This window comes from Streptosporangium sp. NPDC004379, from assembly GCF_042873875.1.
Lineage (GTDB): Bacteria > Actinomycetota > Actinomycetes > Streptosporangiales > Streptosporangiaceae > Streptosporangium.
This window is the reverse complement of record NZ_JBIAMC010000008.1, coordinates 297,806-312,213: the sequence shown is the minus strand read 5'-3', so window position 1 is coordinate 312,213 and position 14,408 is coordinate 297,806. Positions and strand designations below refer to the sequence as shown.

Annotated in this window: 11 protein-coding genes; 2 read left to right on the top strand and 9 right to left on the bottom strand. The window is 74.1% G+C overall.

Annotated features, from left to right (window positions below; translation table 11 throughout):
• Nucleotides 1-43: 43 nt before the first annotated feature.
• Genes ACFYSC_RS19930 through asnB form a run of 9 tightly spaced genes read right to left on the bottom strand, consistent with a single transcriptional unit; the run spans nucleotide 44 to nucleotide 11,762 of the window.
• Entirely contained in the window at nucleotides 44-1,261 is a 1,218-nt protein-coding gene (locus ACFYSC_RS19930) for an FAD-dependent monooxygenase (RefSeq protein ID WP_389963425.1), read from the bottom strand.
• Nucleotides 1,258-2,568: an acetyl-CoA carboxylase biotin carboxylase subunit family protein gene (locus ACFYSC_RS19925; protein WP_389963422.1), complete on the bottom strand. Its 1,311-nt coding sequence runs from the start codon at nucleotides 2,566-2,568 to the stop codon at nucleotides 1,258-1,260. Before ACFYSC_RS19925 ends, ACFYSC_RS19930 begins: the two co-directional genes overlap by 4 nt.
• Complete coding sequence (locus ACFYSC_RS19920) at nucleotides 2,565-3,410, bottom strand: hypothetical protein (protein ID WP_389963419.1); 846 nt, start codon at nucleotides 3,408-3,410, stop codon at nucleotides 2,565-2,567. Before ACFYSC_RS19920 ends, ACFYSC_RS19925 begins: the two co-directional genes overlap by 4 nt.
• Nucleotides 3,407-4,657, bottom strand: a complete 1,251-nt coding sequence (locus tag ACFYSC_RS19915) for an ATP-grasp domain-containing protein (RefSeq protein ID WP_389963416.1) — start codon at nucleotides 4,655-4,657, stop codon at nucleotides 3,407-3,409. The genes ACFYSC_RS19920 and ACFYSC_RS19915 overlap by 4 nt, the downstream gene beginning before the upstream one ends.
• Nucleotides 4,654-6,234, bottom strand: a complete 1,581-nt coding sequence (locus ACFYSC_RS19910) for an MFS transporter (protein ID WP_389963413.1) — start codon at nucleotides 6,232-6,234, stop codon at nucleotides 4,654-4,656. Before ACFYSC_RS19910 ends, ACFYSC_RS19915 begins: the two co-directional genes overlap by 4 nt.
• Entirely contained in the window at nucleotides 6,234-7,718 is a 1,485-nt protein-coding gene (locus ACFYSC_RS19905; protein ID WP_389963410.1) for a dihydroorotase family protein, read from the bottom strand. Before ACFYSC_RS19905 ends, ACFYSC_RS19910 begins: the two co-directional genes overlap by 1 nt.
• Nucleotides 7,706-8,911, bottom strand: a complete 1,206-nt coding sequence (locus tag ACFYSC_RS19900; RefSeq protein WP_389963407.1) for an acyl-CoA dehydrogenase family protein — start codon at nucleotides 8,909-8,911, stop codon at nucleotides 7,706-7,708. Before ACFYSC_RS19900 ends, ACFYSC_RS19905 begins: the two co-directional genes overlap by 13 nt.
• Nucleotides 8,890-9,936 carry a PrpF domain-containing protein gene (locus tag ACFYSC_RS19895; protein WP_362940980.1) on the bottom strand — a complete coding sequence of 349 codons (1,047 nt, stop codon included), beginning with the start codon at nucleotides 9,934-9,936 and terminating at the stop codon, nucleotides 8,890-8,892. Before ACFYSC_RS19895 ends, ACFYSC_RS19900 begins: the two co-directional genes overlap by 22 nt.
• Nucleotides 9,933-11,762 carry an asparagine synthase (glutamine-hydrolyzing) gene (asnB, locus tag ACFYSC_RS19890; RefSeq protein WP_389963403.1) on the bottom strand — a complete coding sequence of 610 codons (1,830 nt, stop codon included), beginning with the start codon at nucleotides 11,760-11,762 and terminating at the stop codon, nucleotides 9,933-9,935. Before asnB ends, ACFYSC_RS19895 begins: the two co-directional genes overlap by 4 nt.
• Before the next feature lie 733 nt (nucleotides 11,763-12,495).
• On the opposite strand from asnB, the gene ACFYSC_RS19885 reads away from it, so the two are divergent.
• Together ACFYSC_RS19885 and ACFYSC_RS19880 are read left to right on the top strand one after the other, a co-directional pair.
• Nucleotides 12,496-13,524, top strand: a complete 1,029-nt coding sequence (locus tag ACFYSC_RS19885; RefSeq protein ID WP_389963400.1) for a PLP-dependent cysteine synthase family protein — start codon at nucleotides 12,496-12,498, stop codon at nucleotides 13,522-13,524.
• Nucleotides 13,525-14,262, top strand: a complete 738-nt coding sequence (locus ACFYSC_RS19880; RefSeq protein ID WP_389963397.1) for a methyltransferase domain-containing protein — start codon at nucleotides 13,525-13,527, stop codon at nucleotides 14,260-14,262. It abuts the gene before it with no gap.
• The last annotated feature ends 146 nt before the right edge of the window (nucleotides 14,263-14,408 follow it).

Sequence of the window (14,408 nt, the reverse complement as noted above, 5' to 3'; positions counted from 1 at the left end):
ATGTGCGGCACGCATGAGGCGCGTGCCGCACATGTCACGCGCGTCACACCGGGACGGACTCGGCGACGGGCTCGGAAACAGGTTCGGCGACGGGCCCGACGTGGCCCGGGGGCCGCCACCCGAACAGCGTCATGGGCCCCTCGTCCTGGGTGCTGAAGTCCCGGGGTGCGCCCGACGCCTCGCCCGCGCCCGACTCCCTGTCCACGCGTCCCGTGCGCCGTGACCGCAGCACCACGTCCGCCGCGCGGGGCGCGCGGGCCGCCGAGTACGCCTCCAGCGCGGCCGGCACGTCGGGGCACGTCCGCAGGTGATGGGCGAGGACCGCCGCGTCCTCCAGCGCCATGCCGGCGCCCTGCCCGACCCCGGGGGTCATCGGGTGGGCGGCGTCGCCGAGCAGTGCCACCCGGCCCGAGGTCCAGCACGGGATGGGGTCGCGGTCCACGATGTCGGTCACCACGATCCCGTCGGCGTCGGCGTCGCGGATGATCTCCACGATGGAGTCGTGCCACCCGTCGAGCAGGTCCAGGAGGGCCGGCATCGCGGCCGCCGGGCCCATCGCGGGCCACACCCCGGACGGCGCGACGATCTTGGCCGCCCAGTACAGGTGCCCGCCGCCGATCGGTCCGGCGAACAGGTCGACGCCGTCGCCGCTGGCGATGAACCCGTTGGGGTGGGCGCCGCACCCTCTCGTCCTGCCCCGCACCGAGGTGTAGCCGCGGTAGAGGAGCGGGCTGTCGCCGAACAGGCGCCGGCGGACGCCGGAGCGGACGCCGTCCGCGCCGACGAGGACGTCCGCGGTCAGGACGGAGCCGTCGGACAGGATCACGTCGACGTGCCCGCCGCGGTCGGCGTGGTCCTCGACGCGGACGCCCGTACGGAGGTCGACGCCGCAGGCCAGGGCCTCGTCCAGCAGCGCGTGCTGCAGTGCCGAGCGCAGCAGGGTCACCTGCGGGGCGCCGAAGCGGCGGGTGAGCTCCCCGATCGCGTCGATGGCCAGCGTCGTGCCGCCGGAGGTCAGCGTCGGCCTGGTGTCGCCGGGGACGGCCTCGTGCCCGGCCGCGCGCACGGCACGGCCCAGGCGGGGGCTGATGGCGTCCAGGGCGGTGATCGCGTTGGGGTAGAGCACCATGCCGGAGCCGGCCTCGGCGATGCGCGCCGTACGCTCGACGACCGTCACGCCGAGCCCGGCGCCGCGCAGGGCGACGGCCAGGGCGAGCCCGCCGATGCCACCGCCGGCCACCACCACGCTCGGGCCCGTCACGACCGGCTCCGGCTCGTCTCCGGGACGGCAGGGGTCCCGTCCTCGGGCAGATCCTCCAGTTCCTCCAGGACGAGCCCGTCCAGGAACCAGTCCTCCAGCTCCTGGAGCCGGTCCTGGACGGTCGCCCGGTCCGGTCCGGAGACGAGGAAGCAGCACATGACGTCGGCGGAGTAGCGGGAGACCCGCATGACCTCCCCGCGCTCGACGGAGATCTTGTACTCCTCGACCCAGGGGAACGGCGGCTCCCCCGGGAGCTCGACGACCTTGCCCGGCCGGCGCGACAGGAGCAGCTGCCCGGTCATCTTGACCGGCTCGGGCCGTTCGGGGCCGATGTCGATCGGCAGCGGCAGGCCGGCCTCCGCGCGCACCCAGCACTCGTTCAGCTCGGCGCCGAAGATGGTCTTGATGACGCCCCGCGTCTGGGCGCCCCCGGTACGGCAGGCGATCTCGCACAGGACGAGCCGGTCGTCGGGGGTGTGGAACACCTCCGCGTGGAAGGTGAAGTTGCGCGGGGAGGGCAGGGCGTCCAGCACCCGGTCGGTGAAGTCGAGCAGCCGCCGCGCCAGCGGGTCGTCGCGGTCGAGCGTGACGTCGTGCCTGCCGCCGCGCAGTTCCTTGAAGGACGCCAGCGTGAACAGGTACTGCGACGGCCAGGCGAGGGCGACGCGGCCGTCCACGACGAGCCCGTCGACGTGGCACATCGCGCCGGGCACGAACGCCTCCACCATCAGGTTCGACTGGAGCGGCCCGTAGACGTCGAGCCTCTCGGCGACGAACGCGTCGAGCTCCTCGGGTGAGCGGAGCACCGTGACGCCGATGGAGCCCGCCCCGTCGCGGGGTTTGACGACCACGGGGAAGCCGTGCTCCCGCGCGAAGGAGACGAGGTCCCCGGCGCACTCGACGCCGCGGTGCGCCGCGACCTCGATGCCGGCGGCCTGGACGGTCTCCTTCATCAGGAGCTTGTTGCGGAACGGCAGCGCGCTGGAGAACGTCTGGCCGGGCAGGCCGAGGATCTCGCGGAGCTGGGCGGCCCGCTCCAGGTCGTGCTCCTGGCAGGTGAACAGGCGGGTCACGCCGTACTGTCTGGCGAGGTCGAGGACGCGGGCCTCCAGCACGCCGCCGACCTCGTAGTCGTCCAGGGCCTCCATGTGGCTGTAGCCGGTCTCCCCGGTGGGCAGCTCCTCGCCGACCCAGCCGAGGTGCTCCTTGGACGCCAGCAGCAGGACGTCCCCCTCGTAGTCGGAGAGCCACCTGTCGTAGGCGTGGGCGGCGAGGGTGCCGCGGTGGTGCATGATCAGGACGCTCATCGGATCATCTCCAGGTTGTCGGGGACGAGCCCTGCCTGCACCCGGACCGCCGCGCGGCGGTCGTCGCCGTCGGCGTCCACGGGGATGTCCACGGCGACGGTGTCGACCAGCCACCGCCCGTCGCCGTCGCGGACCGCCTCGACGAGGTACGGGCAGCCGTCCGTCGTCGGCAGCGCCGCCAGCGCGGCATCCACGACGGCCGCCAGGCCGGGGGTCTCGGAGCCGCACGCCGTGCCGCCGGTGACGACGAGGCGGCGGCGTTCGCCGTCCGTCATCGGCTCGGCCATCAGGGCGGGCACGGACACCAGGTCGGGGGCCAGGCCGCCGCGGGTGTAGGCGCGCACGTCCGCTTCGTCGCGCAGGACCGCGGTCGTGGGCCAGCCGGACGTCTTGCGCTCCCGGACCCGCACCGGGTACCCCCAGCGGTGGGCGTGCCAGTAGAGGTCGGAGATCCGGTTCACGGCTTCGCGCCCGACGGCGGGGACACCCGCCTCGGCCAGGAGCCGCCGGGTCGTCACGGGGTCGGCGAACGCCAGGGCGTCGTCCCTGCCCTGCCCGGCGACGCCCAGGCACTCCCGCAGGGCGCCGGCCCTGACGAGGTCCTCGGTGGCGGTCGCCACGAGCGCCGCGACGGCGGTGCTTTCGGCGAGGCCGAGCACGAACCTGTCCGCCTCGGTGGACGTCGCGTAGCCGGGGAGGCATTCCACCTGTTCGTAGTCGCCGGCGGGGACCTCCGCCAGGGATCGTCCGGTCAGCAGGACGAGCGGCCGGCCGCTGTCGCGCAGCCAGTCCGCGTACGGCGGGAGCGGGCCGACGGCCCGGTCCAGGATGACAATGCTCACGGGTTCACCACCTGCACGTTCAGGGTGTTCTCCAGCAGTTCCTCGCACAGCTTGACGGCGGCGTCGCCGTCGGGGCCGGTCGCGGCGACCAGGCCGAGCCGGTCGTTGTTGTCGAGCACCGGCCCGACGACGTCGCCGACCTTCACGAACACGTCGGCGGCGATGACGTCGGGGCGGGAGCGCAGCTCGTCCAGGCCGTCGACGGCCGTCACCCGGCCCGGTCCGGCGTCCAGGAACCGCACGGCCGCGCCGCCGCGGGGCGTGGGCCGTCCGGCCGGTTCCTCGACCAGTCCGAAGGGGTGGCCGACGGCGTAGGCGATCAGGTCGATCCCGTACACCGCCTCCACGAGGTCGGTGATCCGGTCGCCGCCGATCCGGTTGTGCGACTCGATGACGATCGGGCCGCGCGGCCCGATCCGGATCTCGGTGTGGCTGGGCCCGTCGGTGAGCCCCATCGCGTCGAGGAAGCCGGTCGCGGCGGCCGCGACCAGGTCCTCCTCGGCGGAGGTGATCCGGGCGGGGACGGTGTGGCCCAGCTCCGCGAAGTGGGCGTCGGAGGTGAGCTTCTCGGTGACGGCGACCACGACGTGGCGGCCGGAGAAGCTGAACGCCTCGACGCTGAACTCGGGGCCGTCGACGTACTCCTCCATGATGAAGCCGGTGAGCGGGAACAGGTAGCCGCAGCCGCGGTCCACCCCGGTCTCCCGCAGGCCGAGCACTCGCCGCCACGCCGCGTCCACCCCGTCCGGGCCGTCGGGGCCGTCGACGCGGAAGACGCCGATGCCGGCCGCCGCGTCGGTGGGCTTGACGATGAACGGGTAGCCGTACCGGTCGCCGAAGGAGGTCAGGTCCTCCCGGCTCTCCAGCGGCTCGGCGCCGATCGTCGGCGCGCCGTGGGCCGCCAGCCGCCGGCGCATCTCGTACTTGTCCCGGAATCTCCGGCAGACCTCGTAGCCGGTGCCGCCGAGGCCGAACAGGTCGTTGACCCGGCCCAGGGCGTCCAGCGCCGGGTCGGTCAGGGCGAGCGCGGCCGTGACGCCCCAGTGTTCGCGCGCGACCTGCGCCAGGGGCCGCACCGCGGACCAGTCGGTGTAGTCGGCGACGAACGTCACGTCGGCGAGCGCGGCCTGTTCGGCCTCGAACTTGTTCGGGTGCTGGAGGAGGACGACGCCGAGGCCGAACTCCTTCGCCGTCCGGAGTGCGCGCGTGGTGGCGCCGATGAACAGCAGCGTCCTGTCCTGGGTCATCGCCTGCTCCCTGATGTCGCGTGTCGGGTGTGCGGTTCCCCCGCGTCGCCGTCCGCCTGCGGTACGGCCTCGGCCCGGTCGCCGTCCTCGCCCGCCGCGGCCTCCCCCGCCTCGCCGTCCGTGCGCGATGCGGTCTCCGCCCGGTCTCCGGTCGCGTGCGGTACGGCCTCGGCCCGGTCTCCGGTCGCGTGCGGTACGGCCTCCGGCCGCGCGCCCGCGGCCCGTGCCCGCAGCACCGACAGGATCAGCAGGCACGACGCGGCGCCGAAGACCCCGTACAGAACGCTCATCGCGGCCGGGGGGACGAAGGTGCCGAGCGTCACGCACAGCGAGCCGGCCACCGCGGCGAGCCGGAACTGCAGCTGGTAGACGGCCATGTACATGCTGCGCGCGTCGGGATGGACCACGTCGGCCAGCAGCGCCTGGCGCGTCGGGGAGGTCATGATCTCCCCGAGCGCGAACACCACCGTCGCGGTGATCAGCACCCCGGGGTCGTTGCTCACCGCCAGCACCATGTATCCGGCGGTGACGACGATGGTGCCCCCGCCGATCCGCTGCCCGTCGGTGAGCCGCCTGAAGATCGTCGTCGCGGACAGCGCGAGGCAGACGACGACGAAGGTGCTGATGGCCCGCAGGATGCCGAACATGTTGACCCCGTCGACGTCCAGCGCCCACGGGCCGACGTCGAAGAGCCGCTGCGGCGGGAACTCCTGGCTGAGCCGTACCCCGATGTAGTTGGCGAGCTGCACCTGGATGCAGGTGAACAGGAGGATCGAGAGGAAGAAGCGGGCGAAGACGCGGTCGCGCAGGACGGCGGCGTAGCCCCGCAGCAGCGGCAGCAGCCAGCCGGACCGCCCGGTCCCCGGCCCGCCCGCGGCCCCGGCGGCGGTCTCCCCGGTGGTTTCGCCCGCGGTTCCGGCGGTGGTCCCGGCGTCCGTCCCTCCGGCCGTCCCTCCGCCGGCCCCGGTGACGGTCTCCCCGGCGGTCCCGGCGGTCCCGGCGGGGACCGGTCTGGTCTCGGAGATCCAGCGCCAGGTGACCACGGCGACCCCGCCGGAGAGCACGGCCGCCGCGGCCAGGATGAGGAAGAAGTGCCCGCCGTAGAGGAAACCGGCGAGCAGGGAGCCCACCACGAACGCCACGTTCGTCGCCCAGTAGTTGACCGCGTAGATCCTGGGCCGCGTCTCCGGGGTGGACACGTCGATGATCATGGCGTCGCTGGCCGGCCGGACCACGCTGATCAGGGCCGTGTTGACCAGGTAGAAGAGGTACGTGGCGATGCCCGACTCCCACCACGGGGAGTTGGCGAGCGCCAGGCACACGGCCGCGACGAAGCAGCCCACCTCGCTGACGAGCATCGTGCGGCGGCGCCCGCGCGCGTCGGACAGGTAGCCACCGAGGAAGGTGCACGCGATCGCGACTCCGGCGGCCACCACGGTCATCAGGCCGGCGGTGGCCGGGCCGTACAGGGCGGAGAAGTGGATGATCATCAGCGGGATGAGCATCATGTCCAGCAGGCGCTGGACGAATCCGATGCCGATGCGGAGCTTGATGTTCGGGTGTATCCCCTTGAGCATCACGCGGAGGTCACCTCCCGCTCCCCCGCCTCGCGGGACGGCTCCCGTGTCACGACCTCCGTACGCGGCGGGTCCTGTGCGGCGGCGGACAGCCAGCGTCCCCCGGGGCGGCCGAAGACGCCCCGTTCGGCGTCCCAGGCCACCTGCCCGCCCCTGATCGTGGTGAGCACCCGGCCGGTCATCGTCCACCCCTCGTACGCCGACCAGCCGCATTTGGACCGCACATCGTGCGCGGAGAGCATCCAGGGCGCGGCGGGGTCGAAGACCACCAGGTCCGCGTCGGCGCCCGGTTCCAGCCGGCCCTTGCCCGGCAGCCGGAACAGCTCGGCCGGCTTGGCGGAGAGGTGCTCGGCCAGGCGCATGACGGCCACGTCGGGGTCCTCGTCCGGCCGGCGCCGCCGCATGCCGGTCCACACGGCCACGGCGAGCTCCTGCACGCCGGGCAGCCCGGGAGGGGCGTCCGCGACCGGCCGGGTCTTCTCCTCGACGGTGTGCGGGGCGTGGTCGCTGCCGAGGCAGGCGACCTCGCCCCCCAGCAGCGCCTCCCACAGCCTGTCCTGGTCCGTCTGGGCGCGAATGGCCGGTGACAGCCGGATCCTGGCGCCCAGCCGGCTCGTGTCGGCGTCGGTGAACGACAGGTGGTGGCCGGTCACCTCGAACGTGACCGGCAGCCCGGCGGCCCGCGCCGCGGTGACCAGGTCGGCCTCCTCGGCGCTGGACAGGTGCAGGATGTGGGCCGCGGTGCCGTACCGGCCGACCAGTTCGAGGACGCGCGCCACCGCGGAGATGCCGCCGCTGCGCGGCCGCCGCCGCTCGTAGTCGAGGTAGGAGCGCGGCTCCCCCTTCCACCGGTCGAGCAGGGTGAAGATGGACTCGTCCTCGGCGTGCAGAAGCAGCTGCACACCGCCGATCGCGGCGGCCGCGAAGATCTTCTCCAGCGCGGCCGGATCCCTGACCACGGTCGGCGCGGTGTGGTGGCCCGCCATGAAGACCTTGGCGGTCGTCGCGATCGCGGGGTCGAGGCGGGCGAGCAGCCCGGGGCGGTGAGGGTCGGCCCCCATGTGGAACCGGTAGTCGACCAGCGACGTCCCGGCGACCAGCTCGGCCTTGGCGACGAGCGTCTCCGGGTCGAGGGTCGGCGGCACCGTGTTCGGCATGTCGATGACGGTCGTCACGCCGCCCGCGACGGCGGCGCGGCTCCCGTGGGCCCAGTCCTCCTTGTGCTCCAGGCCGGGCGTGCGGAAGTGCACGTGCGAGTCGATCAGCCCCGGCAGGACGTAGCAGCCGTCCGCCCGCACCCGGGGGACGTCCGGCGGCACGCCGCCTCCCCCGCCGCCCCTGTCTCCGTCATCGTCTCCCCCGGCGTCGAGCACGGCGGTGATCCGGCCGCCGGTCACGACGACGGTCGCCGGGCGCACCCCGGCGGGGGTGACGACGCGGCCGCCGGTCACCACCAGGTCGGGGCGTGTCCTCAGTTCGTCCATGACGCCGCCATCAGGTCCCGGCACAGGTCGTTGGTCGGCCCCATCAGCGCCACCGCGCGGGCGTCGGCGATGAAGCGGTTGAGCTGGTGGCCCACCACGTACGCGGTGGACCCGAGCATGCGGGCCACCTCCAGGCAGACCTGCTCGGCCGTGGCGGAGGCGAAGAGCTTGCTCTGCAGCGTGACCGTGCCGGGCGTGGCCGACAGCCTCCGTCCCGCGCTGTCGACGATCGCGCGGGCCGCCTCCACCTGGGCGCTGAGCTCCGCGAGCCGCTGCCTGGCGGCCTGCGTGCCGAGCGGTCCCGGCCTACGGGCGTGGTCGATCGCGACGTCCAGCGCCGCCTGCGCGATGCCGACCGACACCGCGCCGAGGGTCGCGCCGGTCTCGCGGACGGCGGCGATGATGGCCGGCGCCTGCCCCAGCGGGCCCAGCCGGTCCTCGTCGGGGACCTCGCAGTCGCGCAGGTTCACGAAACCGGTCGCCGACCCCCGCATGCCGGCCAGGTCGAGCGACCGGTCCACCTCCAGGCCGGGGTTGTCGCCCCGCACCAGGAAGAAGGACTGGCCCGCGGAGCCGTACAGACCGTCCTGACCGGCGTGAACGTCCTGGCCGTTCCGGCCGTCCTGGCCGCTGTGAACGCCCTGGCCGTTCCGGCCGGTCTGGGCGCCCTCGCCGGAGCGGTCGTCGTGCGCGGCGGCGGTCGTCGCGAGCACGAGGTAGATGTCCGCCACCCCGGCCCCGGTGGTGAACGACTTGGCGCCGTTGAGCCGCCAGCGGCCGTCGGGCGTCCGGACGCCCGTCGTGGAGATGTTCTTCTTGGCGGCGCCGGCGCCCCGCTCGCTCCACGCCGAGGCGGCCAGGCACTCGCCGGACGCGAACGCGGGCAGCAGCGCGGCCTTCTGCTCGGCGCCGCCCCACTCGACGACGCGCATGGTGACGGCGAAGTGCTGGAACAGGATGATCGCCACCGACGGATTGACCCGGGCGACCCGTTCGACCACCGAGTTGACCGTGGCCGCGTCCCCGCCCGCGCCCCCGTACTCCACGGGCACCGCGGTGGCGAGCAGCCCCGAGCGGCGGAGTTCGGCCAGCGCCTGCTCGTCCGGCCATCCGCTGACGGCGGTCCGGGCCGCGGAGTGGAGAAGCGTCTCCAGCACCGGGCCCGGTTCGATCACGCTGACACCGACAGACATTCGACAGTCTCCTTGAACTGGAAATGGGCAAGCGACTCGATGAGGAACGAGCCGTGGAAGGCGACCCGGCGGTTGCCGACGGTGATCCAGGCGATCTCGCGTTCCCGGTCGCGCAGGCGCACGGCCGCCAGGACGTCGACGCTCCCGCCGGGGGTGTCGACGTGGATCGCGCCGCCGTCGTACCGGGCCTCCTTCGCGGCCAGCCACGGGACGGTGCCGGGGATCCCGATCGCCGCCCCCAGGCACGCCGCGCCGGTCAGCGCCAGCGTGGGATGCCAGGTCGGCACCGACACCGCGCGCACCGCGATCCGCCCGCCCCCGGCCGGGACGGTGACCGCCACCTTCGGGAACACGCTCTCGGCCGGCCAGCCCAGGTGGGCCGCGGCCGCGCCGCGGATCCGCACCAGGCGGTCGAACAGCTCCGGGTCGTCGCCGAACAGTTCGTCGGCGCCGGAGATCCGCGCGCCGGAGCCGGACACGAAGACGTACGGGTTGCCCGCGGACACCAGGGAGACCTCGACCCGCTCGCCGTCCACGTCCAGGTCCGTCGTGGGCCGGCCGGTCAGCAGCAGCCGGGAGACGGGTTTGGGCGGCGCGTGCAGGAAGTGCATCGTGAACCCGGTCGTCCCCCGGCCGACCTCCTCGACCTCGCAGGCCAGGCAGTCGCCGTTGTTGAGGACGTTCACCCGCACCCGCATGCCCGGTCCGAGCCTGGGCAGCACGCCGGTCTCCGCCGCCGCCGTGATGGCGCACAGCACCGAGTTCCCGCACGAGCCCCGCAGGTCGAAGCCGGAAGGGTCGCCCGGCAGGGCCTGGACGAACCGGTAGTCGAGGTCGAACAGCGGATGCGCGGAGGGCTCGATCAGGGCGATCTTGAGCACGTGCGCCCCGCCCGCGTCGGCCAGCCAGCGGCGGGCCTCGGTGAGCGCGGCGAGCAGCGGCTCCCGCTGCCTGGGCAGATGCCTGGCGTCGAGCACCAGTGTGGGACAGGGGCTTCCCGCCGCGTAGGCGAGGTGGCCGATCATGCCGCCATCTCCGTCTCCTCCGCCTGCCGGCGCGTTCCCAGGCGGAACTGGTCGAGCCACACCTCGTGGACGAGCAGCGCCCAGATCGTCAGCGCCGTGGTGTCGTCCGGCCGCGCCGCCTGCCGGGTGAACAGGTCCCGCACCGCGGCGGGGTCGAGCCGCCCGGCGGGGCGCAGCCGGTCGCCGGCGAGCATGTCCGTGGCGTACTCCCACAGGGGCCAGCCGGGCGCGAGCATCGCGGTGACCGGCAGGGTGAAGGGCTGCTTCGCGCGGTTCGTCACGCTCTCCGGCAGCAGGCCGCGGGCGGCGGCGTACAGCGCGCGCTTGACCTGCCCGCCGCCGATCCGCAGCCCGTCCGGCAGCGCCCGGCCCAGCTCGACGACGCCGCGCTGGCAGTACGGCAGGCGCACCTCGACCGACCGCGCCATGCTCATGTGGTCCACCCGGCGCAGGTGGTAGGCGGGCAGGCGGTGGCGCAGCTCGAACTCGGTGATCCGCCGCAGCACGGTCCCGCCGCCGCGGTCCAGCAGCTCCGTCGCCTCCGCGGGGACGGCGGGCGGCCCCTCGCGCAGCAGCGCCGCGTAGTCGCGGGTGTACAGGCCCGCGCGCCGGTCGGCGGGCAGGACCCCGAGGCTGTCGAGGTAGGCCCGGCGCCAGGGGGCGCCCGCCTCGGCGGCGGCAGCGGCGGCCCGCATCCGGTCGTAGCCGCCGAACACCTCGTCGGCGGCGTCCCCGCTGAGCGCGACCTTGAACCCGGCGTCCCGCACCGCCCCGAACAGGGCGTAGGTGCTGAGCGTGATCGGGTCGGCGTTCGGCTGGCCCAGGTGCCACACGACGTCGGCCAGCATGTCGGGGAACGTCGCGGGGTCGATCTCCACCTGGTGGTAGCGGGCTCCGGCCCGCTCGGCCACCTCGCGCGCGTAGTGGCGCTCGTCGGCGGGCCAGCGTCCCCGGTAGGCGATGTTGAAGGTGTGCAGGGTCCCGGGCCGCCGCGCGGCGAGGGCGGTGACGAGGCTGGAGTCGAGCCCGCCGGAGGTGATGGTGGCGACCGGCACGTCGGCGGTCAGCAGCAGATCCACCTCCCGGCGGAGCCTGTCCCGCAGCTCGCCGCCCACCTCGGCGAGACCGTCGGAGCCGGTCTCCGGCCGCGGCGTCACCGTCCGCTCCCGGACGCGCAGGCGCAGCCCCGCGGCCGCGTCGCAGGTCGCGGTGACGCCCGGGGGGAACACCCTGACGTCGGCGAACATGGTCTGCTCGCCGAACGGGGTCTTGGTCGCGAGGTAGGCGTCGAGACCCGGTTCCCAGACCGCGGTGGAGACCCCCTCGAACGCGAGGAGGGACGGGATCTCCGACGAGAAGTACAGCGTGCGTCCCACCGGGTCCCACCGGTGGTACAGCGGCTTCATGCCCGCGTCGTCGGTGGCGAGCACCAGGCGGGGGGCGCCGCGCAGGTCGAGCACCGCGATCGCGTACATCCCGTCGAGGTGCTCGGCGAAGGCGTCGCCGTACACCCGGTAGAGGGCGGGAAGAATGGACCCGTCGCAGTGGTCGGGGAAGGTGAACCCCCGCCCGCGCAGGTCCTCGCGCAGCGCGTCGTGGTTGTAGATCTCGCCGTTGAAGACCACCTTGATCGTGCCGTCGGGCGAGACGTACGGCTGCCGTCCGGCTCCGGGATCCATGATGGCGAGCCGGGTGCTGCCCAGCGCGTAGCCGGGGCCCCGCGCGAGTCCCGCGCCGTCGGGTCCGCCGTGGCGTTGCAGCGCCTCGGCGGTCCTCAGCTCGTGTGGCGAAGCCGTCGTATTGAAATATCCGTATATGCGGCACATCCGCGTTAGCACTCCTCCCGTCCACTCCGCCGTGGTGCCGGCCGCCCCGTTCCGCGGCACGTGGCTCCCACCCGGCGTCGCGACGTCGGTGGCGGCGACGTCCGCCGGCACCGGCGGCCTTCCCGCCCGCCCGGCCGAATCCGTGTTACGGGTGATCGGGGAGTCCGGTAGGGGGCTCGCCCTCGGTCGCCGGAACCGGGGTTCCACGCCGCCGGCACGACGGCCGTGCCGGCGGATCCGGTTCTGCGGCAAGCCTGGCAGCAGCCCGGACGGCGGGGCACCTTTGGGATTGCGGTGATCGCCCGTCACCCCGGACGGCCGGGGCCGGCGTCCGGCGGGCGATCCGGCGTCCCGCCCCGCCCTCGCGCCGCCGACCCCTATCGCGGCGGCCCCGGCCCTCACCGCCGCGGCCTGGGAGGCGCCGGCTCCCGCCCGCCCGGCCGGACCGGTACGGCGGCCGTCCCGGGAAAGCACCGCAACCCTGAAGATGTGCCGCGGCCGGGCGGGCGGGAAGCTGATCGTGCAGGTCCCCGCGAGGCAGGAGGGGTCCGCTGTGCCGAGGACCGGCTCCGGCCATTCCCCCTCAGCCCCCTCGCCGCCTCCGCCCGCGGCGGGCCCGCCATGGACGCGTCATGGACCTGTCACGGACGCGGGCCGGGCCGCCGGGTTCCGCCCCGCCCGTCACCCGTCCCCATGACCGGCCTCCCATCCTTCCGACGTGCGAGGAGACCCGATGACCGTCAGTTTGCAGCCACCCGTGGCGACCGGCCACGCGGTGGTGTCGTCCCTGGAGGAGCTGGTGGGCGGCACCCCGCTGCTGCGGCTCGCCCTCCCCGACTGCCCACCGGACGTCCGGCTGCTGGCGAAGCTGGAGATGCTCAACCCCCTGTCGAGCGTCAAGGACCGGGCCGCGCTGCGGATGATCCTGGAGGCCGAGCGCTCCGGCGCCCTCCCCCCCAGCGGGGGCACGGTGATCGAGGCGTCGTCCGGCAACACCGGGATCTCGCTCGCCGCGCTCTGCGCCTCGCGCGGCCACCGGTGCGTCATCGTCCTGCCGGACAACGCCACCGAGGAGCGGCGCGCCATCCTGCGGGCGTTCGGCGCGGAGATCGTGCTGTCCCCGTTCCAGGAGGGCCTGCTCGCCGCGATCGAGCGGGGCGTGCAGCTCCACCGGTCCATCCCCGGCTCGTTCCTCGTCGGCCAGGAGCGCAACCCGGCGAACGTGGCGGCCCACTACGAGACGACCGGGCCGGAGATCTGGAACGCCTGCGGCGGCTCGGTGGACGTGTTCGTCTGCGCCGTGGGGACCGGCGGCACGCTGACCGGCGTCGCCCGATACCTCAAGGAGCAGGGCGACGTCCACGTCGTCGCCGTCGAGCCGGCGGGCTCGCCGGTCCTGTCCGGCGGCGAGCGGGGCCCGCACCGCATCCCCGGCATCGGCGGCGGCTTCGTCAACCCGGTCACCGACGTCACCTGCATCGACGAGGTGATCACCGTGACCGACGGGGACGCGATCGGCACGGCCCGCGACCTCGCCCGCCACTCCGGCCTGTTCGCGGGGATCTCCTCGGGCGCCGCCGTCCACGCCTCCCGGGTCCTGGCGGGCCGGGAGCGGTGGGCCGGGGCCACGATCGTCACGATCCTGCCGGACAGCGGCGAGCGGTATCTGTCCATCTGGGACGCCCCCGTGGACCCCGCGCCTCCGGCCACCCCGTCTCCGCAGACCACTCCCGTCCCCCTCAAAGGAAAGTGTGGAGCCTAAATGACCATCACGTCCGAGACCTCGAAGACGCACTGGAACGACGTCGCGATCGACTACGACAAGGTGCTGAACACCGACGCCTCCAACGTGGAACTGCTGTCCACCGCGGTCGGGCTGCTGCCCCCCGGCGCCACGGACCTGCTGGACGTCGGATCGGGCACGGGCCGGCTCACCTCGCTGTGCCGTGAGGCGCTGCCCGGGGCCCGGATCGTCGGTCTCGACCCCGCCCCGACGATGGTCGCGGCCGCGCTGGAGAAGTTCGCCGCCGACCCGGACGTGACGTTCACCGACGGCGTGGTGCAGGACCTCTCCCAGTTCCCCGACGACAGCTTCGACGTCGTGATCAGCAGCTTCGCCCTGCACCACCTGGAGCTGGACACCTACGCGGCCTCCGCCGCCGAGCTCTTCCGCGTCCTGCGGCCCGGCGGGCGCTTCATCAACGCCGACCAGTTCTGCCGGGTCATGGGCGAGCCCGGCGACCGGGAGCGCGCGCTCGACATCCTGGACCTGCTGACCGCCAAGGCGCGGCACTACCTCCTCAACGCCTGCTTCGAGCGCATGCTGCTGCAGGTGGACCTGCTCCCCCGCTTCATGCGCGAGGACGGCGAGATCCTCACCACGCCGGAGTTCTGGCGGGACCACCTGGTCGCGGCCGGCTTCGAGCAGGTCACGATCGTTCCCACCGCGCCGGTGGAGCTGTACAACCGGGTCATCTGGGCGGTCAAGCCCGCCGGCTGACCGTCCGCGCCGCCTGCCCAGGGCGGACCGGGACACCCCGGTCCGCCCTTCGCGTGCCCCGCGCCCTTCGCCCCCGTCGATCCGCCCCCGGACGCCGGAAGACCGTCCCAGGACGGCCGGACCCGGCGGTTCACGTGTTCCGGAAG

Coding starts and splice junctions, on each gene's coding strand:
- asnB (WP_389963403.1), bottom strand. CDS start 11,762: ATGTGCCGCATATACGGATATTTCAATACGACGGCTTCGCCACACGAG.
- ACFYSC_RS19905 (WP_389963410.1), bottom strand. CDS start 7,718: ATGGACGAACTGAGGACACGCCCCGACCTGGTGGTGACCGGCGGCCGC.
- ACFYSC_RS19925 (WP_389963422.1), bottom strand. CDS start 2,568: ATGAGCGTCCTGATCATGCACCACCGCGGCACCCTCGCCGCCCACGCC.
- ACFYSC_RS19895 (WP_362940980.1), bottom strand. CDS start 9,936: ATGATCGGCCACCTCGCCTACGCGGCGGGAAGCCCCTGTCCCACACTG.
- ACFYSC_RS19885 (WP_389963400.1), top strand. CDS start 12,496: ATGACCGTCAGTTTGCAGCCACCCGTGGCGACCGGCCACGCGGTGGTG.
- ACFYSC_RS19880 (WP_389963397.1), top strand. CDS start 13,525: ATGACCATCACGTCCGAGACCTCGAAGACGCACTGGAACGACGTCGCG.
- ACFYSC_RS19915 (WP_389963416.1), bottom strand. CDS start 4,657: ATGACCCAGGACAGGACGCTGCTGTTCATCGGCGCCACCACGCGCGCA.
- ACFYSC_RS19900 (WP_389963407.1), bottom strand. CDS start 8,911: ATGTCTGTCGGTGTCAGCGTGATCGAACCGGGCCCGGTGCTGGAGACG.
- ACFYSC_RS19910 (WP_389963413.1), bottom strand. CDS start 6,234: ATGCTCAAGGGGATACACCCGAACATCAAGCTCCGCATCGGCATCGGA.